Origin of the sequence: Bifidobacterium sp. W8110 (assembly GCF_016101375.1) — a bacterium.
Taxonomy (GTDB): domain Bacteria; phylum Actinomycetota; class Actinomycetes; order Actinomycetales; family Bifidobacteriaceae; genus Bombiscardovia; species Bombiscardovia asteroides.
Window position 1 is genome coordinate 625,200 of the sequence record NZ_JACFQO010000002.1, and the last position, 25,189, is coordinate 650,388.

The window sequence follows — 25,189 nt, forward strand, 5'->3', positions numbered from 1 at the left end:
GCCGACAACCTTTCGCCCGCACCGGACACAGCCGCTTCCACCATCCTGGGAAACGTGCTGATGAATTCCTGCCTACAATGTCCCATCCGTCAGGAAGTGGCCTTTCAGGCCACATCGAAAACCCAACCAACTGCCCAACAGCATTGCACCCATCATGCTATCCGAAAAAGCGCCGCACATGGTGTAACCCACAATAAACGCTTCGAAATATAGGCCAAGCCAGCTTCGGGCTACGTGCCGGCACAATGCCCCCGTTTACCGCCTCACTGATGAAAAAGTGAGCAAACATCGTACCGCTAGCCAGTACTTCAACCTACCAGATTGCGCCTGCCGGTTGACCGCCAGCATATGGGGGCCGGGAAACGCTCGGAATCGAATCTAATCCGGATGTTGCATGGCTGTGTCCATGATGCCGATGCCGGTTCGGTGGAAGTCAGCATATGTGTGGTGGGAGGGGCGCGGGAGGCGTGTCGGCTCCCTTGGGGATTGAGCCTTCAGTGACACTTTTCCTCCGTGCGCCCCCGATAAGCCAGGGCCGAGGGATTGACCCGCCCCTGGCCGCTCTTACTCGTGCGAAGCGTGTAATAGTTGGTGTGTTTCCCTCCGGTGGCGGCGGGATGCCAGCATCGCGCCCATGCCGGTCATGCCAGTGGCCAGGGCGAGCAGGATGCCTTCCCCGCCTGCCTGGGGGAGCACGCCTGCAGGCAGGTACGTGTATCGGAGTGAGGTGTCGGTCAGGGTGCTTCCTGCACCGCCCATCGTGTAGTCCACGCTGACCGTGACCGTGCCTGGTTGGTGTGCGGGTGTGAGCACGGTGACGCTGTTGCTGTTGCTGATATGGTTCAGGTTCGTGGCAAGGCTGGTGTCGAACCTGGCGGCTGTGATCACCGGCTGCAGGGGGAACATCACCGACACAGGAACAGGATTCGGCTTCTCGCCACTAGTGGTGCCGTTGCCGAGCTGGCCATTGTTGTTTTGTCCCCATACTTTCGCGTATCCGTCAGTGCCGATTGCTGATGAAAAGTATCCTGCGCTGATTTGCACAGCATTCAGCCATGGTCCATCCGAGCTCGTGGACTGCGCGGAGGCGAACACCTTTACTGGGGTACTCTGATTGCTCGTGGTGTTGTTGCCGAGCTGGCCATAGTTGTTGCGTCCCCATGACCAGGTGTTTCCGTTTGTGTCGACAGCTATCGAATGATTGGCTCCGGCGCTCACCTGCACGGCTGTCACTGTGCCCGTACTTGCGGGGTATTGCACACGCACGGGGACAGGATTTGCGACGTGTTCTCCGTTGGTGGTGTTGTTGCCGAGCTCGCCATAGTTGTTGCGTCCCCATGACCATGTGTTCCCGTCCTCGTCGATGGCCAGCGCATGCCTAACGCCGGCGCTCACTTGGACGGCCTTCAGCCAGGGGCCTGCAGCAGTCGTGGACTGACTGGATGCGAACACGCGGCTGGGCGTGGGGTGGAAGACGGTGGTGCTGGTACCGTCGCTGGTGTTGTTGCCGAGCTGGCCGTTGGTGTTGTAGCCCCAGGCGTATACGTACCCGTCCTGGCCGATGGCCATGTCGAAGGACCATCGGGTGCTGATCTGCACGGCGTGGAAGACGCCGCTGGCATCCGAGGGGTCCTCGACCGTTGTGGGCACGGTTTGCGGGACAGTTGCGGGCAAGTTGGACGAGAGGGCCCATGCGCTCTGTAAGCTGCCCCAGGTGTATACGGTGCCGTCGGCAGCCAGTGCCATGGAGTTCCAGGCTCCTGCGGAGATCTGGATGGCTTTCAGCCCTTCGCCGGTGTTGTTGGGCCCGTGCACGCGCACGGGGGTTGACGAATTGGACTTGGTGTTGTTGCCGAGCTGCCCGCGGTTGTTATTCCCCCAGGCGTATACGTACCCGTCGCTGCCGATGGCCAGCGAATGATAGCCTCCGGCAACGACCTGCACGTAGGTGAAATCCGCAGGCGTGCCTTCAGGCTTTGGCACCGGGACCGGTGTGTTCTGCTGGGTAGTCGTGCCGTTGCCGAGCTGGCCATACTTGTTGTATCCCCAGGCGTAGGCGTTCCCGTCGCTGCCCACGGCCAGTGAATACCCCCCCGTCACATCAAACGGGGCGTATCCTCCGCCACTGACCTGGCTGAACCTGATGCCCCGGCTGGTGTCTGGAGGGGTGATGGTGGTGGTTTCGTTGCCGAACTGGCTGCCCCTGTCGGGGCTGATCTTCCATGTGTTGTCGGGGTCTTTGAAGGTCCAGTGGGCGGTGAGGGTGAGGTTCTGGGTGACGGGCTTGCTGAAGTCGTAGGCGGTGTTGCCGGTGAACCATCCGTCGAACAGGTAGCCTTCGCGCGCCGGGTCGGGCGTGGGCCGTTGCACTCGCCCGTAGGGGTAGTCGACCTGCTGGAGGCCGGGCGCCGGGCTTCCTCCGGCCGTGTCGAAGCTGACCGTGTGGGTGGAGCCTTCTCGGATGTCTCTGGTCAGCGGCTGGTCGACCGTGTAGTCGAGGTTTCTGGTGAAGGGCTGGTTGTCCTGGCTGCCGGTGATGGTGATGGTGGCTGGTCCTGGCTTGTGGGCGGGCATGTCCGTCTGCCATGAGTCGTTGTTCCTGGTGAGTTTGAGCGGTTGGCTGTCCGTGCTGGCTGTTTCCAGGGTGGGCGCCTGGGTGGTGTTGATTCTGGCGGGCTTGCCGGGCCGGCCCTGCCCGTCCAGGCTCCACTGGTGGAGGCCGCCCTGCCTGCTGATGGCGGTGATCCTGCCGCCTGCAAGGACGGCCTGCGTGTATGGCTGGCTCCCGTCGTCCGCCCGGACGGGGGTTCCGCCAGGCTTCCATGCCCAGACCTTGCCGTTCTTGTCGGTGATGGCGGCCTGGTTCTTGTCGGCCGTGATCCTGCTTGCTTTCATGCCCTCCGGCAGGCTGACGGCTGTCGGATCGGTTGTGCTGTCGGCCAGGTACCAGGCCTGCCCGTCCGCGTCCAGCAGGAGAAATTGTTTGCCAAGTGCTTGGACTTGGACGGTGCGCATTTCGGTGTCTTGTCTGATGTGTACAGGCTTGGCTTTGCCTATGCTGTTCGCGTCCCAGGTCCAGGCCTGCCCGTCAGAGTCCAGGGCGAGGGTCCGGCTGTCGGAGGCGGCGGCGGTGACGGCCTGCGCCTGTCCGGGCAGGCCGGTCGTGGCCTGCTCCAGGAGTTTCGGATTCGAATTCCGGCTGTCGGCCTGATCGGTTTGGAAGGTGTGGACCTGTCCCTGCCGGTCCACAGCCAGTAGAAGGTCATCGTTCAGGCTGATGCTGGTGAACTTGGTGTTCTGGTTGGCATCGAGGATGGTGGGTGTCGATTGTTCATTGTTCCAGGTGTAGATCTGCTGGTCGGATCCGAGTGCCGCCTGCCGTCGGCTGCCGGCTGCAACCTGCAGGTAGCGGAACCCGTCGGATGCCTGCGTGGGGGTGGAAACCTGCTTGGGTGCGCCTTCCTGCGTCCATGTGTGGATGCGCCCGTCGCCGGTCAGGCCGACTATGTGCTGTCCGGCGGCCTGGAGGCTGACAAATTGAGGTTCTTGATTTTTGGGCGGGCTGATGGTCAGCCGCGTGCCGGTGGCGGGCCCGTGCTCCGGGCTCAGCGTCCAGTCCGTGGTTTTCGACCACTGGGCTTTCAAGGTTATCTCCTTCAGGACGGGGGTCCGGAAGTCATAGGGCCGGCCGTCGAGCATCCACCCGTCGAACCGGAAGCCGGGACGTTGCGGGTTCTCTTGCGGGGGAGCGGCCAGGGTGCCGGTCTTCACTGTTGACTGTGTTGGCTTGCCGCCGTCGGCCGGATCGAAGCGCACCACATGCGAAGTTTGCTCATCCGGCTTCTCTGCTGATTTGGTCGGAGCGGGGTCTGTGCTGCCGGGTGTTCCCGTCGTCGATGACGGGGTGCCCGGGCTTGCTGTCGGGCTTAATGGTGTGGTGGCTTGTATCGGCGATGGCGAGGGCAGTGGGGTGTCTGTTGCGCTGCTGGGGAGAATGCCGGGGGTTTGCTCAGCTACGCGAGGGGTCTGACGACCCCCCCCCCCCGGTGAGCATGGGAGCATCCGCCTGGGCGGATGCGATGCCCAGGCCTGCCAGCAGGCCCAGCAGGACGGTCATCATCGCCAGGATTCGACGCAGACGGGTAACCATATGCATGAAACCAAAACCCCTTCACCAAACATCAAGCGGAATCAACGCCGCTTGCCTATTAAAGTTCTTCGTTCTTCCAGTCGAAAAACCGTTCTGTCTATCGATGCCGATCCTGCATCAAACAGCAGAGTCCAATGGCGGAAGCCAGTCGCCTTCTTGACATCCCCTGCCTCTAACCATACCACCCAGACTTCAGACAACAAACACGAGCCAAGTCAGCTCTTTGACGACAACGGATCTTTTGGTTGGGAAAAGCGTTTGTTTACAGCGATTATCTGGTACTGGGAGCACAGACGAAGGCCGAGCGGACTTGGGCTCCATCCCCCCCCCCCCCCCTGGTCGGCGTGCCCAAGTTTCCCTTTCGAAGGCAGAAACGTGCCGTGCATGCCTGCTCTCAATTCTTGACTGCAGTATTTGGACAGTAGTGTGGTGGTGGAGGCGCAAGAGGGGTGCCGGCTCTCTTGGGGGGTGAGTTTTAAGTGGCATTCCTCCGTGGGCCCCTGTTGTAAGCCGGGGGTGGGGGGGGGGATTGATCCGCCTCCGGCCTGTCTTACTCGTGCGAGGTGTGCAATAGCCTGTGCCGTTCTCTCCTGTGGCGGCGTGAGGCCATGACCCCGCCCATGCCGGTCATGCCGGTGGCCAGGGCGAGCAGGATGCCTTCCTCCCCGGCCCTTGGGAGAACGCCTGCAGGCAGGTATGTGTATCTGAGGGAGGTGTCGGTCAGGATGCGTCCCGCGCCGCCCATTGCGTAGTCGACGCTGACCGTGACCGCACCTGGCTGGTGTGCGGGCGTGAGCACAGTGACGCTGCTGCTGTTGCTAACAGGAGCCAGGTTCGTGCCTGGGCCGGTGTCGAACCTGGCTGCAGTGATCACCGGCTGCAGGTTGAACAACACCGACACAGGAACGTTTGAGTCGTCAGTAGTGCCGTCGCCGAGCTGGCCATAGATGTTTTCTCCCCAGGCGTATGTGTATCCGTTGCTGCCCACGGCCAGCGAATGATGGTCTCCGACGCTGAACCGTGTGGCTTGTAGCCCTTTGCTTGCGTCAGCTGGACTGGTGGGGTCGCGTACTGGCACAGGAACACTCGAGTTGCTTGTAGTGCCGTCGCCGAGCTGGCGATACAGGTTCCATCCCCAGGCGTATGCGTATCCGTTGCTGCCCACGGCTAGTGAGTGCTCGCCTCCAGCGTTGATCGCTGTGGCTTTGAGCCCTTTGCTCGTGTCCTTGGGGCTGGCGGGGTCGCGCACGCGCACAGGAACTGTCGAATCTGCTGTGTTGCTGTTACCGAGTTGGCCATAGTTGTTTAATCCCCAGGCGTAGGTGTATCCGTCGCTGCCCACGGCCAGCGAATGAGAGTATCCGGCGCTGACCTGTGTTGCTTTCAGACCTTTGTTTGCGTCAGTGGGGCTGGTGGGGTCGCGCACGCGCACAGGAACTGTCGAAGAGTTTTTGCTGGTGTTGCCGAGTTGGCCATAGTTGTTTAATCCCCAGTCGTAGGTGTATCCGTCGTTGCCCACGGCCAGCGAATGGTGCCATCCGGCGCTGACCTGTACGGCTTTGAGTCCTTTGCTCGGGTCGGTGGAACTGGTGGGGTCGCGCACGCGCACGGGGAAAGACGAATCTGCTGTGGTGTTGTTGCCGAGTCGGCCATTGTCGTTCCATCCCCAGGCGTAGACGTATCCGTTGCTGTCCAAGGCCAGTGAATGCTCGTCTCCGGCGCTGACCTGTATGGCTTTGAGTCCTTTGTTCGGATCCGTGGGGCTGGTGGGGTCGCGCACGCGCACAGGAACAGAGGAATTCGTTGCGGTGTTGTTGCCGAGCTGACCATGCTGGTTGCTGCCCCAGGCGTATACGTATCCGTCGCTACCCACGGCCAGCGAATGCCATTTTCCTGCGCTGACCTGCACATAGGTGAAGTCGGTCGGCACGCCTGCAGGTTTCCTGACTATGTTCGGCGTAATCCGTTGAGTGGTCGTCCCGTCGCCGAGCTGGCCATAGGTGTTGTCTCCCCATGCGTAGGCGTTCCCGTCGCTGCCCACGGCCAAGGAAAAAACATAGGTATAGTATTTTGCTCCGCCGACCTGGCTGAACCTGATGCCGCTGGTGCTGTCTGGTGGGGTGATGGTGGTGGTTTCGTGGCCGAGCTGGCTGCCCTTGTCGGGGCTGATCCTCCAGGAGGTGTTGGGGGTTTTGCTGGTCCATTTGGCGTTGAGGGTGAGGTTTTCTGTGACGGGTTTGCTGAAGTCGTAGGCGACTTCGCCAATGAACCATCCGTCGAACTGGTAGCCGCTGCGGGTCGGGTCGGGTGAGGGCCGTTGGACTCTTCCGTAGGGATAGGTGACTTGCTGGTCTCCGGGTTTGGGGCTTCCTCCGTCCGTCTTGAAGGTGACCGTGTAGGTGGAACTCTGTCGGATGTCCTTCAGAAGCGTCTGGTCGACCGTGTAGTTGAGGCTTTTGGTGAAGGGCTTGCCGTCCTGCTTGCCGGTGATGAGGATGGTGGCTGGTCCGGGCTGGCTTGCTGGCATTTCCGTCTGCCAGGAGCCGTCTGTTTTGTTGAGTGTCAGCGACCGGCCGTCCAGGCTGGCTGATTCGAGAATGGCCGCCTGGGTGGTGTTGACTTTTGCTGGCTTGTCTGGCTGGCTCTGGGTGTTGATGCTCCATTGGTATAGGCTGCCCTGCCTGCTGATAGCGGTGATCCTGCCGCCCGTAATGGCGGCCTGCGTGTAGGGCTGGCTCCCGTTGTCCGCGCGCGTGGGCGTCTCACCGGGCTTCCAGGTCCAGATGTGGCCGTCCGTGCCGGCGGTGACGGCCTGGTTCTTGTTGGCGGTGATCCGGCTGGCTTTCATGTTTTCCGGCAGGCCGGTGGTTGCGAGGCTTGTCTTGCCGTCGGCCAGGTAATGGGCCTGCCCGTTTGCGTCCAGGAGGATGAACCCCTGGCTGAGGGTTTGAGCTTGCCTGATGCGCATGCCCTGGTCTTGCCTGATGCGTTCGGGCTTGACGTTGCCGGTCTTGTCTGGGTTCCAGATCCAGGCTTGCCCGTCCGAGTCCAGAGCGAGGATCCGGCTGGGGGAGGCGACGGCCAGTGTCGCCTGGGCCTGTTCGGGCAGAACGGTTGTGGCTTGTTCTGTCAATTTTTCGTTCTGGTTGCCTGTCATGCCGGCTTGGAAGGCGTGGACCTGTCCCTGCCGGTCCACCGCCAAGAGTCGGTCATCGCTCATGCTAATGCTGGTGAACCCGGCATCCTGGCCGGTGTCGAGGAGCGTAGGTGTGGCCTCTTGGCTGGTCCAGGTGTAGATGTGCTGGTCGGATCCAAGCGCCGCCTGCCGGTGGCTGCCGGCTGCGGCCTGCAGGTAGCGGAATCCGTCGGGGGCCTGCAGGTAGCGGAATCCGTCGGGGGCCTGCGCGGGGAGAGGAACCTGCTTGGGTGTGTTGTCCTGCGCCCAGGTGTAGATGCGGCCCTCGCCGGTCAGGCCGATAAACTGGTCCCCTGCGGCTTGGACGCTGACGTAGTAGGGCTCCTGCAGGCTGGGCGGGCTGATGGTCAACCGGGTGCCGGAGGCGGGCCCGTGGTCCGGGCTCAGCGTCCAGTCCGTGGCTTTGCTCCATTTGGCTTTCAGTGTTGTGTCCTGCAGGACGGGGGTCTGGAAGTCATAGGGCTGGCCTTCGCGTGTCCACCCGTCGAACCGGAAGCCTTCACGCACGGGGTTGTTTTCCGGAGGGGATGCGAGGGTGCCGGTTTTCACGGTTGATTGTGTGGGCGTGTTGCCATCGCCTGGGTCGAAGCGCACTACATGTGAGGTTTGATCATCGGTATCGGATGGCTTGGTTGAAGCGGATCCTGTGGTGTTGATGCCGTCCTTCGGCGTTGACGGGCCTGGGCTTGGTGCCGTGGAATCCAGGGGTGATGCGGTTTGCAGCGGCGAGGGTGAAGGCAGGGGAGTGCTGGTTGCGCTGTTGGGGAGTGTGACGGGGGTTTGCTCAGCTACGCGAGGGGTCTGACGACCCCCCCCCCCCCCGCTAAATACAGGAGTGCCCGCCGGACTGGCGGACACGACATCGTCCGCGTTGGCGGACGCGACACCCAGGCCTGCCAACAGACCCAGCAGGACGATCGCCGTCGCCGATGCGCGACGCAGGCGGGTATCCAGATGCATGAAATCAATCCCCTTCACCAATGCCAAGCGGTATCAAGGCCGCCTGCCTATCAGCATTAACGTCTTTCAAGTCGATGAACCGTCGCTACTGTGGGCGTCGATCGCCCATAAAGCAGAAGCCAGTTATCTCCCAACATCCCCACTTTTCACTTTACCACCAAGCCAACAGAGAACGCACGAAATGCAGAAGCGCGACGGTATGCCTTAAACAACTGCTGATCCCATCTTGCCTGCCGGATAGAATGAACACACAATACGTCACGGCCTCTGATCGGCCGACAAGGAGTATGCCTATATGACCGGAAACGTCACCGATACCGTCGTCACCCTCAACAACGGGGTCAGCATTCCCCAGCTGGGGCTCGGGGTCTTCCAAACACCCGATGGCGAGGCGACCAGCCAGGCCGTCACCTGGGCCCTGCAGGCGGGCTACCGCCACATCGACACCGCCATGATCTATGGCAACGAGCAGTCCGTGGGGGAGGGGTTGCGCCGCTCCGGGGTTGACCGGCGGGATGTCTTCCTGACCACCAAGCTTTGGAATGACGACATTCGTGCGGGACGGGCCAAGGAGGCCTTCAAGGAGAGCCTGGACCGGTTGGGCGTGGACTATCTGGACCTCTACCTGATCCACTGGCCCGCCGAGGGCTGGCAGCAGGCCTGGGAGGACATGGAGGAGCTTTACACCCAGCGGCGGGTACGGGCCATCGGGGTCTGCAACTTCCAGAAGCACCACCTGGACGAGCTGCATACCATCAGCGGCACCAAGCCGGCCGTCGATCAGATCGAGTCCTCGCCCCAGTTCGTCAATGGCGACCTGATCGACTACTGCCACGGCACCCTGCGTGTGGATGTGGAGGCTTACAGTCCTCTGGGTGGCACCGGCGGCAACCTGCTGGCCGACCCCAGGCTCAAGGCCATGGCCGAGCGCTACGACCGCTCCCCGGCACAGATCGTGCTGCGCTGGCACCTGCAGCGCGGGGTCATCGTCATCCCAAAGTCCACCCACAAGGAGCGGATCGAGCAGAACGCGCAGGTCTTCGACTTCGAGCTGAGTGATGAGGATATGAAGACCATCACCGCCATGAACAGGGACGAGCGCACCGGCGCGGATCCCGACAACTTCGACTTCTGAAATATGGTGGTACAGGAGGAGACCCGACCTTGAAGGCGGGGCCTCCTCCTGGGACCCGGCGGAAGCCCCAACCCTTCCACCTGGCCTGGTTCCTATGGTAAAGGATTTGTGAGGATTCAGTTAATCGGTATTGCCGCTGATGGCTTCGTCGTCGGTCTCCTGTTCCTGGGGCGAACCTGAGATGTCGCGGTGGATGGACTGCATCTGCACCTCGATGTTCTGCAGGGAGCGGGCGCAGTCCAGCAGGGTCTGCGAATGCTCGGCCAGGCGGGCGTCGGGCAGGTCGGACTTGTAGCGCAGCTGGTGCTCCAGGGAGGCCCAGTAGTCCATGGCGATGGTGCGGAACTGCACCTCGACCGGCGTGTAGTGGGGGCCCGAGGTCAGGAAGACCGGCACGGCGTAGATGACGTGCAGGCTGCGGTAGCCGTTCATCTTGGGGTTGCGGATGTAGTCCTTGACCCTCAGCACCTGGATGTCCGACTGGTCGGAGAGGTAGCGGGAGACCGAGTAAACGTCGTCCCGGTAGTTGCAGATGACGCGCACGCCGGCCACGTCGAAGATGTGATCGCGCACCGAGGGGATGGTGACGGGCAGGTTCTTGCGGTGCAGCTTGCCGATCAGGGAGTCCACGCTCTTGAGCCGGCGCTCCATGTGGTGGATGGGGTTGTGACTGAACCGGACCTGGAATTCCGTGTCCAGCACGTCCAGCTTGGTCGAAATCTCGTACATGGCCCCCTCGTAGGTCTGCATGAGATTGACGAACTCCGTTATCTCGTCGATGTCCAGCTTGGGACGGTCCTTTTCGTCCAGGTCCGACAGTCGCTGCTTCATTTCGGATGCGCTCATGGCACTGTTACGGTCGAGTATCACATGAACCTCCCATGCCGCCGTTCGTAACCATCACTCATGGTACGCACAGGCCCCGATGGCCGCGGGACCCGACCTGCGCATACAATCATGGCTTATGGAAGCAGGCGAGGGCATGAGCGCGACCGCTCAGCATAAGGACAGCAGGGGCGTCTACTATGTGCGGACCCTGGGCTGCCAGATGAACGAGCATGATTCCGAGCGGATCGCCGGGGTGCTCCGGGCCCAGGGCTACCGGCAGGCCACGCCCGAGCAGGTACGCGCGCGCGAGGTGGACGTGATGGTGCTCAACACCTGCGCCGTGCGCGACAACGCCACCCAGCGCATGTACGGGACCATCGGGCGCTGGCACAGGTTCAAGCAGCACAAGCCCGACACGCGCATCGCCGTGGGCGGCTGCATGGCCCAGAAGGACCGGGAGCGGATTGTGAAGGCGGCGCCCTGGGTGGATGCGGTCTTCGGCACCAGGGACATCGGCTCGCTGCCCGGGCTTTTGGACAAGGCCCGCAAGGACGGGCGGCCCCAGGTGGGGGTTTCGCAGGAGCTGCGGGATCTGCCCGGGCGGTTGCCGGCGGTCAGGGCCTCGCGCTCACAGGCCTGGGTGTCCATATCGGTCGGCTGCAACAACACCTGCACCTTCTGCATCGTGCCCTCGGTGCGCGGGCGGGAGCGGGACCGTTCCATGGACGACATCCTGCAGGAGGTTGAGGACTGCGTGCGCTCCGGTGCCCGCCAGGTGACCCTGCTGGGGCAGAACGTCAACTCCTACGGCTGGTCCACGGGGGACCGCTATGCCTTCGCCCGGCTCCTGCGCGCCTGCGGACGGGTGCCTGGGCTGGAGCGGATTCGCTTCACCTCGCCCCATCCGGCGGCCTTCACCGACGATGTGATCGCCGCCATGGCCGAGACGCCCACGGTCATGCACCAGCTGCACATGCCCCTGCAGTCGGGCTCCGACCGGATTCTGCGGGCCATGCGGCGCTCCTACCGGTCCCAGCGCTTTTTGGACATACTTGACAAGGTGCGGGCCGCCATGCCCGATGCCCTGATCACCACCGACATCATCGTGGGCTTCCCAGGGGAGACCGAGGAGGACTTCCAGGCCACCATGGACGTGGTGCGCCGGGCGCGCTTCTCGTCCGCCTTCATCTTTGAGTATTCGCCCAGGCCCGGCACGCCTGCCGCGCGCATGCCACAGCTGCCCAAGGCCGTGGTCCAGGACCGGTTCGAGCGGCTGCAGGCCCTGCAGGAGTCCATCACCATGGAGCACATGCAGGCCTTTTTGGGCAAAGAGGTGGAGGTGCTGATCGGCGACGGGCACGGCCGGCACGACGGCAGCACCCATCGGGTGACCGGGCATGAGCGCACCGGGGTGCTGGTCCACGTCGGCGTGCCCCAGGGGATGCCTGCACCTAAGCCCGGGGACCTGGTCACCTGCACCGTCACCCAGGCCGGGCCCCACTATCTGATTGCTGACCCGGATCCCCGGGCGGGGCAGGTCTATGGCATCCGCTGAACCCCGCATCATCTCCATCGTGGGTCCCACAGCCTCGGGCAAGACCGCCCTGGGCGTGGCCCTGGCACAGGCTCTCCAAGCCCGCGGGCAGACGGCCCATATCGTCAATGCCGATGCCTACCAGATGTACCGGGGGATGGACGTGGGTACGGCCAAGCCTTCGGTAGGGGAGCGGCAGGCGGTGGTCCACCACCTGATCGACATCATCGAGCCGGAAGAGGCCATGAGCGTGGCCCGCTTCCAGGCCATGGCCCGGTCCCTGATAGCCGACCTGCGGGCCCAGGGAATCCGGCCGATCTTGGTCGGTGGCTCAGGGCTCTATACCCGGGCGGTCATCGACGATCTGTCCTTCCCCGGCACCGACCCGGCGGTTAGGGCCAGGCTGGAGGAGCGGGCCCAAGAGGAGGGATCCGGGCTGCTCTTCCGCGAGCTGCAGGAGCGGGACCCGGAGGCTGCGGCCCGTATGGACCCTCGGAATGTGCGGCGGACCGTGCGGGCTCTGGAGGTCATGGAGATCACCGGACGGCCCTATTCGGCCAGCCTGCCCCGGTATCGCTACCTCTTGCCCGCCCTGCAGCTGGGGCTGGACCTGCCCCGGGAGGAGCTGGACCGCAGGATCGACCAGCGCACCCAGGCCATGCGCGACCAGGGGCTGGTCGACGAGGTGAGCGGGCTGCGCAACCGCCTGGGGACCACGGCCTCACGAGCCCTGGGCTATCAACAGATTCTGGACTATCTGGACGGCCGCACCGACCTGGATGCCGCCTTCGGTCTGATAGCGCAGAAGACCAAGCGCCTGGCCCGCAAGCAGATGGGCTGGTTCGGCCGGGATCCGCGCATCCACTGGCTGAATGCCCTGGCCCCGGACCTGGCCCGGCAGGCCTTGGATCTGGTGGACCAGGCCGACCAAGGCCGCTTCGACCAGGCGGATGCCCATGCCGACCAGTCGGATCAGGGTAGGGTGACCAGACACCATTTGGGCGCGCTTTGACTTCAAGTACTTGAAGTTCCTAGGCTGGACGGGTATGACCACCATCACGCAGCCCCAGGCTGAACCCCAGACCGACCAAACCCAGACCGCACAGGGATCCGGGCCCTGGTACACCATCCGCCAGGCCTCGCTCATGTCGGGGATGCCGGAGACCACCCTGCGCTACTACGAGACCATCGGCATCATTCCGCCCATTGCTAGGGACCCCTCAAGCGGCCACCGCTGCTACAACCAGGATGATCTGGACCTGCTGGAGACCATCTCCTGCCTGAGCGCCACGGGCATGTCCCTGGAGCACATGCGGGAGTATCTAGGCAACCGTGCGGCGGGAGCCGAGGCCGCCGGACGGCAGATCGAGCTCCTGGCCGAGCAGGGGCGACGGCTGGACCAGCGGATGGCCGGCCTGCGGGCGCGGAAGCGGTATGTGCAGCTCAAAATACAATACTGGGGGCACGTGCGCGACCACGACCAGGCCGGGGCGACGGAACTGATCAATCAGAGTGCCCAGATCATCGAGGCCGCCAAGCGCAGCGGCAATGAGCGGCTGCCAGGCTGATGCTGTCGGGCTGAGGCTGTCGGCTCAGTGGGCTGGGCCCTGGTCCCATCCCGCGATCAGAAATATTCTGGTTGGGTTGACCGGGCGGACCATGCCTGTAATCAGGGCCTGCAGATCGTCGGTGTTGCCCCGGAGCGCTCGCTGGATGGCCCGGCGGTGGGCGGTCGGATTAGCTTGACCCCAGTCCAGGTCCCAGCCGGCATCGTGGGACAGGCGCGAGAGGAAGATGCGCAGGGTCATGCCGTCGCAGTCGGCGAAGGGATGCAGGTAGGAGAGCTCGTCGTAGTAGTGCGCCAGGCGCTCCACGAAGACTGGACGGTCCAGGCTGGCCAGATTGCGTTCGGCCGCCAGCTCCTGGCCGATGGCCGCGGCTCCCTGCTCCAGCATGGCCGCTGGATACAGGCTGGCATCGTCGTTTGGTTGAGGCCAGCGCAGTGCTCGTTCTTCTGGCAGGTTGGGCAGCAGCCTGCGGTGGATGGCTCGTAACTCTGCAAGATCGCCTTCGGTCGCCCAAGGCCACTGACAGACCAGAATGGTCCGCAGAAACAGGGCATCCGCATTGGCGTTCGTACCATTGCTCTGGGCTTCCAAGCGTCGGGCCGTGTCGGCCAGCGCTTCGGCCTGTCTTCTGCCTGCTACAAAGTCGCTGGCTGCTTGAAGAGCCGAAGGACCGGGCTGACGGTCATCGAGAAGTAGGTTGCGCAGAGCGAAGGCCACGGCGCTCTGACGTTCGGCTGGTGTCATGCCAACGATGCTAGCCCTGGCGGCCCCCGTCTGAAAGAGTTGTGCACACTGACCCGGCGTGCCCGATGCAGACCGGGGTTCTGGGTAGGCTGAAAGGGTTATGACACGTAAGCAGCAAGCAGACGCACGCGGTCGCGGTCGGACCGCATCCAAGGACAGTCAAGACCCGGAACCCTTCTGGCACAAGGCCTTGCTGGCCCTGCCCCGGGGCCTGGGATCCCTGGTGCGCGCCGTGGCCGGCAAGAATGGCGACAACTCCGCCTACCGCAAGGATGGACTCTGCTTCGTGCTGGTCATCCTGGCCGTGCTCTTCTGTGCCAGCGAATGGTTCCGCGTAAATGGCTTCCTGGGACGGGGACTGCATGCTCTGGCTGCGGGCGTTCTGGGACTCTGCAGCATCATCCTGCCGGTGGTTCTGCTTTTCGCGGCCTTCCGTTTGGTCTGCTACACCGGGCGCGAGGCGGGCAACCTGCCTGTGGTGGGCGGCCTCATGGTGGTTCTCTGGTCGGTCTGTTCCATCCTGGACGTGCTTATGGCCTCGGATTATCGCGGCTTCGACATGACGGCCATCAGTGGCTCAGGCGGCCTTCTGGGGTTCTTCCTGGGTTCGCCCCTGGCCTGGGGGCTGTCCAAGGTTTTCGCCGTCATCATCTTCGTACTCGTGGCCATTTTCGGCCTCTTCATCACCTTTAGATTCCATATGAGCGACCTCATGGCCTGGCTGCGCGGGAAGGGGACCCGTGCCTCCAGCCCGGCTTCGGCTCAGACCGCTCCCAACGAGGTCAGGCTGGGGGACGACACCCTGCCACTAGCGCCTGGCGTGCCCACTCACCAGGAGTCGGACCAGGAGGATGACCAGGATTCCCGCAAGGGCGGGGTGGCCGGCTGGTTCAGCCGCTTGCTGCATGGCCGCATCGGCAAGGACACGGACACCCATCTTGAGCGTTACGAGGCTGACGAGCCCTTCTCCCAGGCGGCCTCGCTGGAGGGGTCTGACCAGGGTGATCAGACGGTGCAGGCAGCTGAATCTGACCAGGTGTCCACGCAGAACATGCCCGCGGTGGAGGCACCGGCCACGGCTGCGCTTTTGGATGCCAGGGAGCAGGGGCACCCCAAGGTGGATCCGGCTGCCCTGTCCGGCGTGGGGGCCTCGGATCCATGGGCCGCTGCCGCTGCCGCAGCCGACACTGTGCAGATGGATGCCCAGCCGGCTCCGGGAGCAGGGAATCAGCCGGCCGGAGCCCAGGGTGCGGGGGCCCAGGCTGCCGGCGCGTCAAGCTCCTCCGATGACCGCCAGGTGGACGAGAGCCGACCCTACGTGCTGCCCAGCACGGACCTGCTGGTCAAGGGCAAGCCCCACGCGGTCAGGACCCCGGCCAACGACGCGGTCATCAAGGCCCTGCAATCGACCTTCCAGCAGTTCGACGTGGACGCCAAGGTGGTGGGCTTCCTGCGCGGGCCCTCGGTCACCCAGTACGAGGTGGAGCTGGGCCCGGGCGTCAAGGTGGAAAAGGTCACCAACCTTCAGCGCAACATCGCCTACGCGGTGGCCAGCTCGGACGTGCGCATACTGTCCCCCATCCCTGGCAAGTCGGCCATCGGCATCGAAATTCCCAACGTGGACCGCGAGATCGTCCACTTGGGAGACGTGCTGCGCTCCGACAAGGCTCAGCAGGACGACAACCCCATGATGACCGCCGTGGGCAAGGACGTGGAAGGCCACTATGTGACCGCCGACCTGACCAAGATGCCCCACCTGCTGGTGGCCGGCGCTACGGGTTCGGGCAAGTCCAGCTTCATCAACTCCATGCTGGTTTCGCTGATCATGCGGGCCACGCCGGAGCAGGTCCGCCTGATCATGGTGGATCCCAAGCGCGTGGAGCTGAGCGCCTACGCTGGCATTCCCCACCTGCTCACGCCCATCATCACTGAGCCCAAGAAGGCCGCCCAGGCCCTGGAGTGGGTGGTCAAGGAGATGGACGCCCGCTACGACGATCTGCAGTTCTTCGGATTCCGGCACATCAAGGACTTCAACAAGGCCGTGCGCGAGGGCAAGGTCCACGCCCCGGCCGGCTCCAACCGCAAGGTGGCCCCATATCCCTACCTGGTCGTGGTGGTCGACGAGATGGCCGACCTGATGATGGTGGCCAAGAATGACGTGGAGAGCTCCATTCAGCGGATCACCCAGCTGGCGCGTGCCGCCGGCGTCCACCTGGTCCTGGCCACCCAGCGGCCCTCGGTGGATGTGGTCACCGGCCTGATCAAGGCCAACATCCCCTCCAGGCTGGCCTTCGCCACATCGTCCTCCACGGATTCCCGGGTCATTCTGGATGCCACCGGCGCCGAGACCCTGATCGGCCAGGGCGACGCCCTCTTCCTGCCCATGGGTCAGGCCAAGCCCACCCGAGTCCAGGGAGCCTGGGTTTCCGAGTCCGAGATCCGCAAGGCGGTGGATTATGTGCGCACCCAGCGCAAGCCCCACTACCGTGAGGACATCGAGCAGATGGCCGACAAGGCGGATCACAAGAACGAGATCCAGGAGGAGATCGGCGACGATATGGACGAGCTGCTCCAGGCGGCAGAGCTGGTGGTGACCACCCAGTTCGGATCCACCTCCATGCTTCAGCGCAAGCTGCGCGTGGGCTTCGCCAGGGCAGGAAGACTGATGGACCTGCTGGAATCGAGGGGAATCGTAGGGCCATCGGAGGGTTCCAAGGCCCGCGAGGTACTTATTCAGCCGCCGCAGCTACAGCAGGCCCTGGCTTTCATCCGTGGGGATGCCACTTCCATGGATTCTGCCCCGGATGAGCAAGCGCAGGGCTGAACCTCGGTCCAAAAAGCCAGGCCTGGTCTACCGTTATGATGAAACTGCCGCCCGGCATCTATGTTGGACGGCCCGAGCGCACGAGTATCGCGTATAAGGAGTGGCAATGCAGGAGCATGCCGAGTCAGAGACCGGTCGTGAGAGGCGCAGGCTTCTCGAAGGATGGAACTCACCCCCAAACCTGGTCACCTACACCCGTATCCTCCTGGTTCTGGTCTTCATCGCCCTGGATCTGGTGGCCGGTCCCTGGGGCGAGCGCAAGCCTGGCATGCGGTGGACCGCAGCCGTGCTCTTCATCCTCGCGGCCTCGACCGACAAGCTGGACGGGTGGCTGGCCCGCCGGTACAACCAGGTGACCGAGCTGGGCAAGCTCATGGATCCCATTGCCGACAAGCTGCTGATCTGCTCGGCGCTGATTGTGGCCTCCGTCTTCGGCGAGCTCTGGTGGTGGGTCACCGTGCTCTTCCTGGTGCGGGAACTGGGCATCACTCTGCTGCGGGTCCTGGTCATCAACAAGCAGGGCCGGGTCATCGCCGCCTCCCGGGCTGGCAAGTACAAGACCTTGTTTGAGTGCATCGGCCTGGGCATGCTCATGATGCCCCTGTCAACGGTCTGGCCCTGGTACTTGGTGGCCACCCGCGTGGTCATCCTGGTGGCCCTGGCCCTCTGCCTTTACTCGGGAGCGGAATACGTGATGGGGATGCGGCGATGATCGGCAAGAGCGTGCAGGGACGTTGCGACGACCTGGCTGGACGGATCATCGACACCTGCCGTGATTCGGGCCTGTTCCTGGCCGCCGCCGAATCGCTGACCGGGGGGCTGCTGGCCGATGCCTTCGTCAGGATTCCCGGGGCGTCAGACGTTTTCCTTGGGTCGGCCGTCACCTACGACATCGCTGCCAAGGCCGCCATCCTCAAGGTGGACCAGGACCTGCTGGCCACCCAGGGCGCGGTCCATCCACGGGTCGCCCAGGAGATGGCCGAGGGCACGGCCAGGCTCTACACCAGGCCGGGGCACGAGGACACGGTCATAGGCATGGCCACTACAGGTGTCGCCGGGCCAGGCCCTGACGGGGATGATCCTGCCGGGCTGGTCTACATCGGTCTGGCCCTGCCCGTCCGGGTGATGGGTCGACGCATAGAGACCGGCCTTCAGTCCCATGCCTACCGGACCTATGCCTACGAGTTGCATCTGGATGGCGACCGGGAACAGGTGCGCCGGGGCACGGTTATGCGGATTCTGGACCAGCTGGATCGGGCCCTGCATTCGCGGGGCTGACGTCTTGATGCAGTAAGTCGCTTCTACAGCTTCTATAAGCGGATGTCGAGCTTTGTGCTTGCGGGATTTGCTGTAGCCAGCAGACCAAGGCTAGATGGTGGCTGTATTGAGCCATTCCGTCTGCCTTCTGATTCCTTCCTCTCATATACGTGCATATACGTGACCTTGGTCACAAAGCAGGCCTTTCAGGTTCCTCCCCTGGAATAATTTACGGGCTCGTCTGTTGGTCACTGTGTAAGAAGTTGAACACGATAATGGCGAAAGGGGCTGCTATGGCCAGCACCGAGACCGTGATGACTCGAACCAACGATACCTATGATGTCAAGCCGGCCGTACCCGGAGTGGAGCGCAACGCGCGGGTTCGTGACCTGACTCCCGCCCAACGTCGTGCCGTCGTCTTCGCCCAACAGCAGGTGATTCGGGCCAAGGCCGCCAAGAAGGCCAAGGAGGAGCGCCAGGCCAACCTGAACAAGATGTGGATGGAGGAGGACGGCATGGAAGCCAGCCGTCAGCGGGCAGCCTCCACCAACGACGGCCGGGCCGTCACCCACACCGTCTCCCTGCGCGAGGCCCTGGGCCACGTGCTGCGTGAGTTGAGGACCAATGATCATAAGACCCTGCGCGAGGTCAGCGAGAAGGCGGGCGTGTCCCTGGGCTACCTGTCCGAGGTGGAACGCGGCCAGAAGGAGGCCAGCTCCGAACTGCTGAGCTCCATCGCAGACGCGCTGGGCCTTGGTGTGCCGCAGACCCTGCGGATGGTGGCGGATTACCTGGAGTCCACTCAGGAGTAAGCATGTCAGGTCCAGACGATTGATTCGGCGGGCCGTTCTTGAGGGCGTCCGGTTCTGAGGAACCAGGCGCCCTCTTCTGCTGACTGTCGGTTGCTACCGTAGAAGGGGTGTGACAGGGTGGGTCTTGGACGAAAGGTGATGTCGGGTGCGTGAACGGGAATTCTGGCAGCTGCTGGAGGAGGTCTTCGGCCGGGTCTACGGACGTAGTCTGGCCCGTGACCAAAGGCTGACCGCCCTGGATGCCATGACCGTAATAGAGGCTCTGGATGCGGGCGTGGAGCCGCGCGTGGTCTGGAATGTACTCTGCGATCAGATGGAGATTCCCGACTCCCGTCGCTGGGGGAAGGACCACAATGCGCCGCCCATGCCGGCAGCCTGATCGGCGGGTTTTATCCTCCGCGAATTTATTTCCCATTCCAAGCGATTTTCGAACATTTGTTCGCATGGTCGGGTATACTGATACCCATGGTCCGGTGACCACCGGCACGTTCGACCACATCGGGCGCCGGGACCGCAGACGGGTTCCGACGGCGGATAGGCTGTCAATCGTGAGGTCGTCAATCAGGATGTCGTCATCGTGAGGTCGGTTACTAAGAAGGAGAGCCATATGGCACGTCAGAGCAACAGTGGCAAGGCGAAGAAGGAAGAGGAGGGCGGGATCGATCCCCGTCGCCAGGCAGCCTTGAACACGGCCCTCGCGCAGGTGGAGAAGAGCTTCGGCAAGGGTTCGGCCATGCGCCTGGGCGACAAGCCTGCCCAGGATGTGGAGGTCATTCCCACCGGGTCCCTGGCCTTGGATATGGCCCTGGGCATCGGTGGACTGCCCCGCGGCCGCATCGTTGAGATCTACGGTCCTGAATCCTCGGGTAAGACCACCCTGGCCCTGCACGCGGTGGCCAATGCACAGGCCGGCGGTGGAGTGGCTGCCTTCATCGATGCCGAGCATGCTCTGGATCCTGAGTATGCCAAGAAGCTGGGCGTTGACACGGACTCTCTGATTGTCTCCCAGCCGGACAACGGCGAGCAGGCGCTGGAGATTGCCGACATGCTCATCCGGTCGGGCGCCCTGGATGTCATCGTCATTGACTCGGTGGCCGCCCTGGTGCCCAAGGCAGAGATTGAGGGCGACATGGGCGACAGCCACGTGGGCCTGCAGGCCCGTCTGATGAGCCAGGCCCTGCGCAAGATGACCGGTGCCCTGTCCCAGGCCAACACCACGGCCATCTTCATCAACCAGCTCAGGGAGAAGATCGGTGTCTTCTTCGGCAGCCCGGAGACCACCACCGGCGGCAAGGCCCTGAAGTTCTATGCCTCGGTCCGTTTGGACATCCGCCGCATCCAGACCCTGAAGAACGGCGACGAGGCGGTGGGCAACCGCACCAAGGTCAAGGTGGTCAAGAACAAGATGGCCCCGCCTTTCAAGGTGGCCGAATTCGATATTCTCTATGGAGAGGGCATCTCCAAGGAGGGTTCGGTTCTGGACATGGCCCTGCAGACCAACATCGTCAAGAAGTCGGGCTCCTGGTTCACCTACGAGGGCGATCAACTGGGTCAGGGCAGGGAGAACGTCCGTCAGTTCCTCAAGGACAACCCCGGCCTGACCAAGGAGATCGAGGATAAGGTCAAGGTTGCCTTCGGCCTTATTCCCGCCCCCTCCGAGGACGACAAGGCCGATCATGCTGATCAGGCTGAAGCCGACCAAGGCGGCAAGGAAGACGACGTGGCTCCTGTCGACGTCAACGACACTGTGCCTACTGCCCAGGCCGCATGACCCGATGATCTCGGCTGAGGACTTCCTCAAGGAAAATCCTGTCCGACTGGCGCAGACCGAGGATTCTGCCGACTCCAGCATAGAGTCGGGGGATTCTCGGTCGGGTCGGTCACAGGCAGAATCTGCGGGTTCGGTTGGTCCAGCAGGTTCAGCAGGTATGACAGGTATTGGAACGGTCCTAGATTCCGCTACTGATTCAAGGTCTGCCTCATACTCCCCACACGCATCAAATTCCTTGCCCATCGCAGGTGCTGGTGATGCTTCTGTGCAGCCGGATGACAGCTACCGGGAAGACAGTCACCCAGTGCAGGTCGCTGCCCTGGGTCTGGGGCATGGTGCCCAGTTCGGAGGCAGTCTGGATAATATTGACAGTGCTGCAAATGCTGATAGGGGTGATGAATTCCTGGCTAGCCGCCATTCCCGTGGTCCCCGTTCCGTCCGAGGTTCTGGTAGAAGGGCCCGCCGTAGTGGCCGTCGCCCCCGTGCTGGCGGCTTTGGTGGCGGTTCCGCGCCTGCAGCTCCGCGAGCGGATGCCGATGATTCGGATGCGTGCAGAGAGGCTGCCCTGACCCTGCTGGATGCAGCGGCCCGTTCGAGTGGGGCTCTGGCCCGTCGCCTGGTCGACAAGGGGTTTGATGCGAACGTGGTCGATCAGGTGATTGATCGGCTGACCAGGCTGGGCCTGGTGGATGATCAGGCCTACGCACAGGATCTGCTGCGTTCCTGTCTGCATCGCACCATGGGGGAGCGGGGCGTACTCTCGGAGATGACCCGCAAGGGTCTGGATCCAGGGTTGGCTGCGCAGGTGGTGGCCCAGGCCTCTCGGGATGGGCTTTTTGTTGACTCCGCCTACGAGCTCGGTCGCAAGGTGGCCCGCAAGACAGCCGGACTTGAGCTTAAGGTGCGCAAACGGCGATTCTGGAGTGCTGGATCCCGTAAGGGCCATAGTCCCGGCCTCCTCAACCAGGTGGCAGCAGACCTTTTCGTCCCTGATGACCCTCTCGAATGAGCTGATTGCTGACAAGGCATCACACAGTAAAAGATAAGATGAGACCTCTCATATACCCCGGGTTCTGTCATCGACCGGATAAAATCCGGACGACGGATGGCCATCCATCTCGACCTGACGTTGCCGCCAGGCTCTAGCGGCCTACCCGAAGGCGGGACGAGCAGCCCCTGAATGCCTTCTGCTTGGCCTTGCTCCCGATGAGGCTTGCCATGCGGTCGGCGTTACCGTCGACCCGGTGGTCTCTTACACCGCCGTTTCACCCTTGCCCGCCTTTACCAGGCGAGCGGTCTGTTCTCTGTTGCGCTATCTCTCAGGTCGCCCTGGGCGGACGTTATCCGCCATCGTGCTCTGTGGAGCCCGGAAGTTCCTCAGCCCTTCCCAGGAGGAGGGGCCGCGGCCATCCGAGAGGTCTCGTCTAGAATGATAGAGATTCGCAAGGACCTTGAAAAAATTACAACATCATAGTCAATTCTTTACGGACACAAACCGATTTTTACATTTTTGCAATTACAGGAATCAGTCGGATGTTTAACGACTTCTGGGAATCAATACTTCATTGCCAGTTGGTAGCCACGGATGCTCTCATGACAGGCGGACAGACTACGAGCTGTTTACCGCTCGTAGGGGCATCTTCATTGAGTATGGCTTTCACTCCCTCATAGCCTAGTTGGTAATGGGGAAGGGCGACGGTGGTTAGCGGTGGTGCGAGATGGGCTGAGATTATCTCTTGATCGTCAAAACCTACAATGGAAATGTCATCAGGTATGCGGGATCCTCCGCGCTGGAGTTCGTCGTACAGACCCATAGCTACTCGATCGTTGTGACAAAAAACTCCTGTTGCCCCGCTATCTTTTACTCGCCTTGCAACGCTTCGGCCTCCTTCCTGGTTGGGTTCCACTTCAAAGGTCAAAGATGGATCAAAAGTGATGCCAGACTCTTTTAGGGCTTGTTTGTATCCTTCTAACCGGCCGGTCTTAGCCGGAGAATCGGCTCGGGTATTGACGAAGGCAATTTTTGTATGTCCTCGTTCTAGCAACAGTTGTGTTGCTGTCCGACCTCCTTGAATTTCGTCTGGCACAATTGCCAACGGTGAATTTTTCCTGTTCCCAAAACAGTTCACTAGGACGGTTCGTACATTATCGAGTGACTTCGGCACTTCGATTGGATGGTGATACCAGGTCGAAAAGGCAATCCCCCTGACCTTATACCGTAGAAACATCCGTATGGCTTCATCTTCAAGGCTTTGGTTGCCCTCGGTGTTGGCAATCAAAAGAACATATCCTTGTTCCCATGCTGCATTCTGCGCTCCATGGATAATTTGCCCAGCAAAGGGGGTGGTGGCAATGGAATCGGTAACCAACCCTATGAATTGCGAGTATCCACGCACTAAATTTTGAGCCATGGCATTAGGCCGATAACCTAATGCGTGTATTGATTCCATGACTTTCTCCCGAACCTCTGGACTGATCCGGGAGACTTTCTTGTTGTTCATCACTAGAGAAACTGTAGAAACTGACGTGTGCGCCCTTTGCGCTACGTCCTTGAGGGTCACTGGTTTGCTGTCATTGCTGATGGAACGGGGTTTATTGCCCCCTTGTTCTTTTGCCTTGGTAGGTTTATGTTGGTTCATCCCTTTGAAGCCCCGCCTTCAATGCCCTGTATCATTGCCTTATTCAGTATAAGAAAGACCAACATCAGAGGGGTAATAGTCACGCATACGGCAGCGAATGTTGCTGTCCAATCGGTGTTGCCCATGGCTCCAATGTAGTTTTGCAGCCCAAGGGGAATGGTCTTCAACCCGTCTGTAAGGATGAAGGTATTACCGAAGATAAATTCATTCCATATAAAAATGCTATTAACCAGCACTACGGTTACGACAGTATTCAGGGAAAGGGGCATTGTTATTTCCCAAAAGATGCGGTACGGGCCGGCACCATCCAAAGATGCCGCTTCATAGTTCTCTTGAGGAATGTAGTGATAAAAAGAGCTGAATAGGAAAACTGACATAGGTACGGAAAAACCTGCCAGGGGAATGATCATCGACAAACGCGTATCGAGAAGGTTGATTTGAGAGTAGTCGATAAAAAGAGGGACTAGTGCGATCTGCGTGGGGACGATCATGCCCAGCAAGAACACCATACGAATTATTTTGCTCCACTTAAAACCTAGTACTTCGATAGCATAAGCGGCCATCATGCCCATAATCACAATCAATAGGTCGGCCCCAAATGTCACGATGAGGCTGTTGAAAATATACTGGCCAAGGTTGCCGGCTTGAAATGCTCTCGAATAATTCTCCAACGTGAAGCTGTGAGGTATTCCGAAAGCATTGCCTGATGCAAAGTCATGTTCGGTTCTTAGACTGGTGATGAAGAGCCAGAGTAGCGGATAAACCTGGATGATCACAATCAGGATTATGAACACCCTGTTCAAAACAGTATGGAAGTTCAGCTTGCTTCGAAGAGCAGAGGGTTTTTTCTGTTCACCCGGAGTCAACATACTTGTTGTACTCATGCTTCTTCCTTTCTAAAAATGACCTTGAATATCAAAGCAACTGCTATCAGGCACTCGATAACGATGAACACCGAAATGGCGCTGGCATAGCCGTAATTGGTATTTGAGAAGGCTGTTCGATACATATAAGTCGTTACGAGTTGCCCGTAGCGTCCATTGGTCAGCAGATATGGAATATCGAATCCTCGCAGGCCATACGTGACTGCCATGACCACTGTGGTAATCCATACCGGTCTTATGTAGGGGAAACGAATCTTGGTGAAAAGTTGCCAGCCATTAGCGCCATCCAACCTTGCTGCCTCTTCTATTTCAGGTGGGACCGACATGAATGCCGCGTAGATAATCAACATGTAGAGACCGCTAAACCGCCATCCTTCAGGTATGGAGACAGCCGCAAGAACGGTGTGCGGATCTGATAACCAGGCATGAGTCCAAGAATGCAGTCCTATGGCATCCAAGGCCTGGTTGAGAAGTCCTTTGGGATCAACAGAGTATATTCTCTGGAAAAGAAATGAAATAGCGACTGTTGAAATGACTGCTGGCAGGAGATACAAGGTTTTGACCAAATTCCGACCTTTAGTCATTCCTGTGAGCAATGTGGCTACGAGGAGGGCACCTCCAAGCTGAAGAACCAGGCAAATAAGTAGGTAGATCATAGAGTTGACAAAGGACTGCCAGAAGACTGAATCTCCAGTCAGCATTTTTGCGTAATTGGCAAGTCCGGTGAATTTCATGTCAGAGATGCCATCCCAATCAAAGAAACTGATGATCAGGGATTGGATGACGGGCAAAAGTACGCCCGCTCCGTATAGGAGCAGGGGAGGAAGGATAAAAATCAACACTGATTTCTTGGATCTGTATGGAAGCATGGTTTGTCCTTTTAGACG

At 61.2% G+C, this 25,189-nt stretch carries 19 protein-coding genes and 1 other RNA gene; 11 read left to right on the forward strand and 9 right to left on the reverse strand.

The window, feature by feature from the left end; all coding sequences use genetic code 11:
• Positions 1-564: 564 nt before the first annotated feature.
• The 3 genes from H3T88_RS05555 to H3T88_RS05565 all read right to left on the reverse strand — a co-directional run bounded on the left by H3T88_RS05555 (position 565) and on the right by H3T88_RS05565 (position 8,306).
• Positions 565-3,819: an RCC1 domain-containing protein gene (locus H3T88_RS05555; protein WP_258326534.1), complete on the reverse strand. Its 3,255-nt coding sequence runs from the start codon at positions 3,817-3,819 to the stop codon at positions 565-567.
• Between the two features lie 190 nt (positions 3,820-4,009).
• On the reverse strand, positions 4,010-4,156 hold the full coding sequence (locus tag H3T88_RS05560) for a hypothetical protein (RefSeq protein ID WP_181415570.1): 147 nt from the start codon (positions 4,154-4,156) through the stop codon (positions 4,010-4,012).
• 544 nt (positions 4,157-4,700) lie between these two features.
• Positions 4,701-8,306 carry an RCC1 domain-containing protein gene (locus H3T88_RS05565; RefSeq protein ID WP_232347150.1) on the reverse strand — a complete coding sequence of 1,202 codons (3,606 nt, stop codon included), beginning with the start codon at positions 8,304-8,306 and terminating at the stop codon, positions 4,701-4,703.
• 295 nt (positions 8,307-8,601) lie between these two features.
• Here H3T88_RS05565 and H3T88_RS05570 point away from each other — a divergent pair, with 295 nt between their 5' ends.
• The gene (locus tag H3T88_RS05570) at positions 8,602-9,441 is read left to right on the forward strand and encodes an aldo/keto reductase (RefSeq protein WP_110417029.1); all 840 of its coding nucleotides are present in this window, start codon (positions 8,602-8,604) and stop codon (positions 9,439-9,441) included.
• Positions 9,442-9,561: 120 nt separating this feature from the next.
• Here H3T88_RS05570 and H3T88_RS05575 read toward each other — a convergent pair whose 3' ends face one another.
• Positions 9,562-10,272, reverse strand: a complete 711-nt coding sequence (locus tag H3T88_RS05575; protein WP_232347151.1) for a GTP pyrophosphokinase — start codon at positions 10,270-10,272, stop codon at positions 9,562-9,564.
• Positions 10,273-10,423: 151 nt separating this feature from the next.
• On the opposite strand from H3T88_RS05575, the gene miaB reads away from it, so the two are divergent.
• The 3 genes from miaB to H3T88_RS05590 are packed head-to-tail and all read left to right on the forward strand — an operon-like array spanning position 10,424 to position 13,371.
• The gene (gene miaB / locus H3T88_RS05580; RefSeq protein WP_232347152.1) at positions 10,424-11,824 is read left to right on the forward strand and encodes a tRNA (N6-isopentenyl adenosine(37)-C2)-methylthiotransferase MiaB; all 1,401 of its coding nucleotides are present in this window, start codon (positions 10,424-10,426) and stop codon (positions 11,822-11,824) included.
• Positions 11,811-12,815: a tRNA (adenosine(37)-N6)-dimethylallyltransferase MiaA gene (gene miaA, locus H3T88_RS05585; RefSeq protein ID WP_198203846.1), complete on the forward strand. Its 1,005-nt coding sequence runs from the start codon at positions 11,811-11,813 to the stop codon at positions 12,813-12,815. Before miaB ends, miaA begins: the two co-directional genes overlap by 14 nt.
• A 34-nt stretch (positions 12,816-12,849) precedes the next feature.
• Positions 12,850-13,371: a MerR family transcriptional regulator gene (locus tag H3T88_RS05590; RefSeq protein ID WP_198203847.1), complete on the forward strand. Its 522-nt coding sequence runs from the start codon at positions 12,850-12,852 to the stop codon at positions 13,369-13,371.
• Between the two features lie 24 nt (positions 13,372-13,395).
• Here the strand turns inward: H3T88_RS05590 and H3T88_RS05595 are convergent, their stop codons facing one another.
• The gene (locus H3T88_RS05595; RefSeq protein WP_198203848.1) at positions 13,396-14,115 is read right to left on the reverse strand and encodes a Fic family protein; all 720 of its coding nucleotides are present in this window, start codon (positions 14,113-14,115) and stop codon (positions 13,396-13,398) included.
• 100 nt (positions 14,116-14,215) lie between these two features.
• On the opposite strand from H3T88_RS05595, the gene H3T88_RS05600 reads away from it, so the two are divergent.
• The 7 genes from H3T88_RS05600 to H3T88_RS05630 all read left to right on the forward strand — a co-directional run bounded on the left by H3T88_RS05600 (position 14,216) and on the right by H3T88_RS05630 (position 21,788).
• Positions 14,216-16,939 carry an FtsK/SpoIIIE family DNA translocase gene (locus tag H3T88_RS05600; RefSeq protein WP_198203849.1) on the forward strand — a complete coding sequence of 908 codons (2,724 nt, stop codon included), beginning with the start codon at positions 14,216-14,218 and terminating at the stop codon, positions 16,937-16,939.
• A 106-nt stretch (positions 16,940-17,045) separates the two neighbouring features.
• Positions 17,046-17,651, forward strand: coding sequence for a CDP-diacylglycerol--glycerol-3-phosphate 3-phosphatidyltransferase (gene pgsA / locus H3T88_RS05605; RefSeq protein ID WP_198203850.1), 606 nt, complete (start codon positions 17,046-17,048; stop codon positions 17,649-17,651).
• On the forward strand, positions 17,648-18,217 hold the full coding sequence (locus H3T88_RS05610) for a CinA family protein (protein ID WP_015021653.1): 570 nt from the start codon (positions 17,648-17,650) through the stop codon (positions 18,215-18,217). Before pgsA ends, H3T88_RS05610 begins: the two co-directional genes overlap by 4 nt.
• 272 nt (positions 18,218-18,489) lie before the next feature.
• Positions 18,490-19,008, forward strand: a complete 519-nt coding sequence (locus H3T88_RS05615) for a helix-turn-helix domain-containing protein (protein WP_015021654.1) — start codon at positions 18,490-18,492, stop codon at positions 19,006-19,008.
• A 145-nt stretch (positions 19,009-19,153) separates the two neighbouring features.
• Entirely contained in the window at positions 19,154-19,387 is a 234-nt protein-coding gene (locus tag H3T88_RS05620; protein WP_015021655.1) for a DUF3046 domain-containing protein, read from the forward strand.
• 228 nt (positions 19,388-19,615) lie between these two features.
• The gene (gene recA, locus H3T88_RS05625) at positions 19,616-20,779 is read left to right on the forward strand and encodes a recombinase RecA (RefSeq protein ID WP_198203851.1); all 1,164 of its coding nucleotides are present in this window, start codon (positions 19,616-19,618) and stop codon (positions 20,777-20,779) included.
• A 265-nt stretch (positions 20,780-21,044) separates the two neighbouring features.
• Positions 21,045-21,788, forward strand: coding sequence for a regulatory protein RecX (locus tag H3T88_RS05630; RefSeq protein WP_198203852.1), 744 nt, complete (start codon positions 21,045-21,047; stop codon positions 21,786-21,788).
• Positions 21,789-21,824: 36 nt separating this feature from the next.
• On the opposite strand, the gene rnpB is transcribed toward H3T88_RS05630, so the two are convergent.
• The 4 genes from rnpB to H3T88_RS05650 all read right to left on the reverse strand — a co-directional run bounded on the left by rnpB (position 21,825) and on the right by H3T88_RS05650 (position 25,171).
• An RNA gene (gene rnpB / locus H3T88_RS05635) (RNase P RNA component class A) lies at positions 21,825-22,201 on the reverse strand.
• A gap of 140 nt (positions 22,202-22,341) precedes the next feature.
• The gene (locus tag H3T88_RS05640; protein WP_198203853.1) at positions 22,342-23,418 is read right to left on the reverse strand and encodes a LacI family DNA-binding transcriptional regulator; all 1,077 of its coding nucleotides are present in this window, start codon (positions 23,416-23,418) and stop codon (positions 22,342-22,344) included.
• On the reverse strand, positions 23,415-24,302 hold the full coding sequence (locus H3T88_RS05645; protein ID WP_198203854.1) for a carbohydrate ABC transporter permease: 888 nt from the start codon (positions 24,300-24,302) through the stop codon (positions 23,415-23,417). Before H3T88_RS05645 ends, H3T88_RS05640 begins: the two co-directional genes overlap by 4 nt.
• Positions 24,299-25,171, reverse strand: a complete 873-nt coding sequence (locus H3T88_RS05650) for a carbohydrate ABC transporter permease (protein ID WP_198203855.1) — start codon at positions 25,169-25,171, stop codon at positions 24,299-24,301. Before H3T88_RS05650 ends, H3T88_RS05645 begins: the two co-directional genes overlap by 4 nt.
• Positions 25,172-25,189 lie beyond the last annotated feature (18 nt).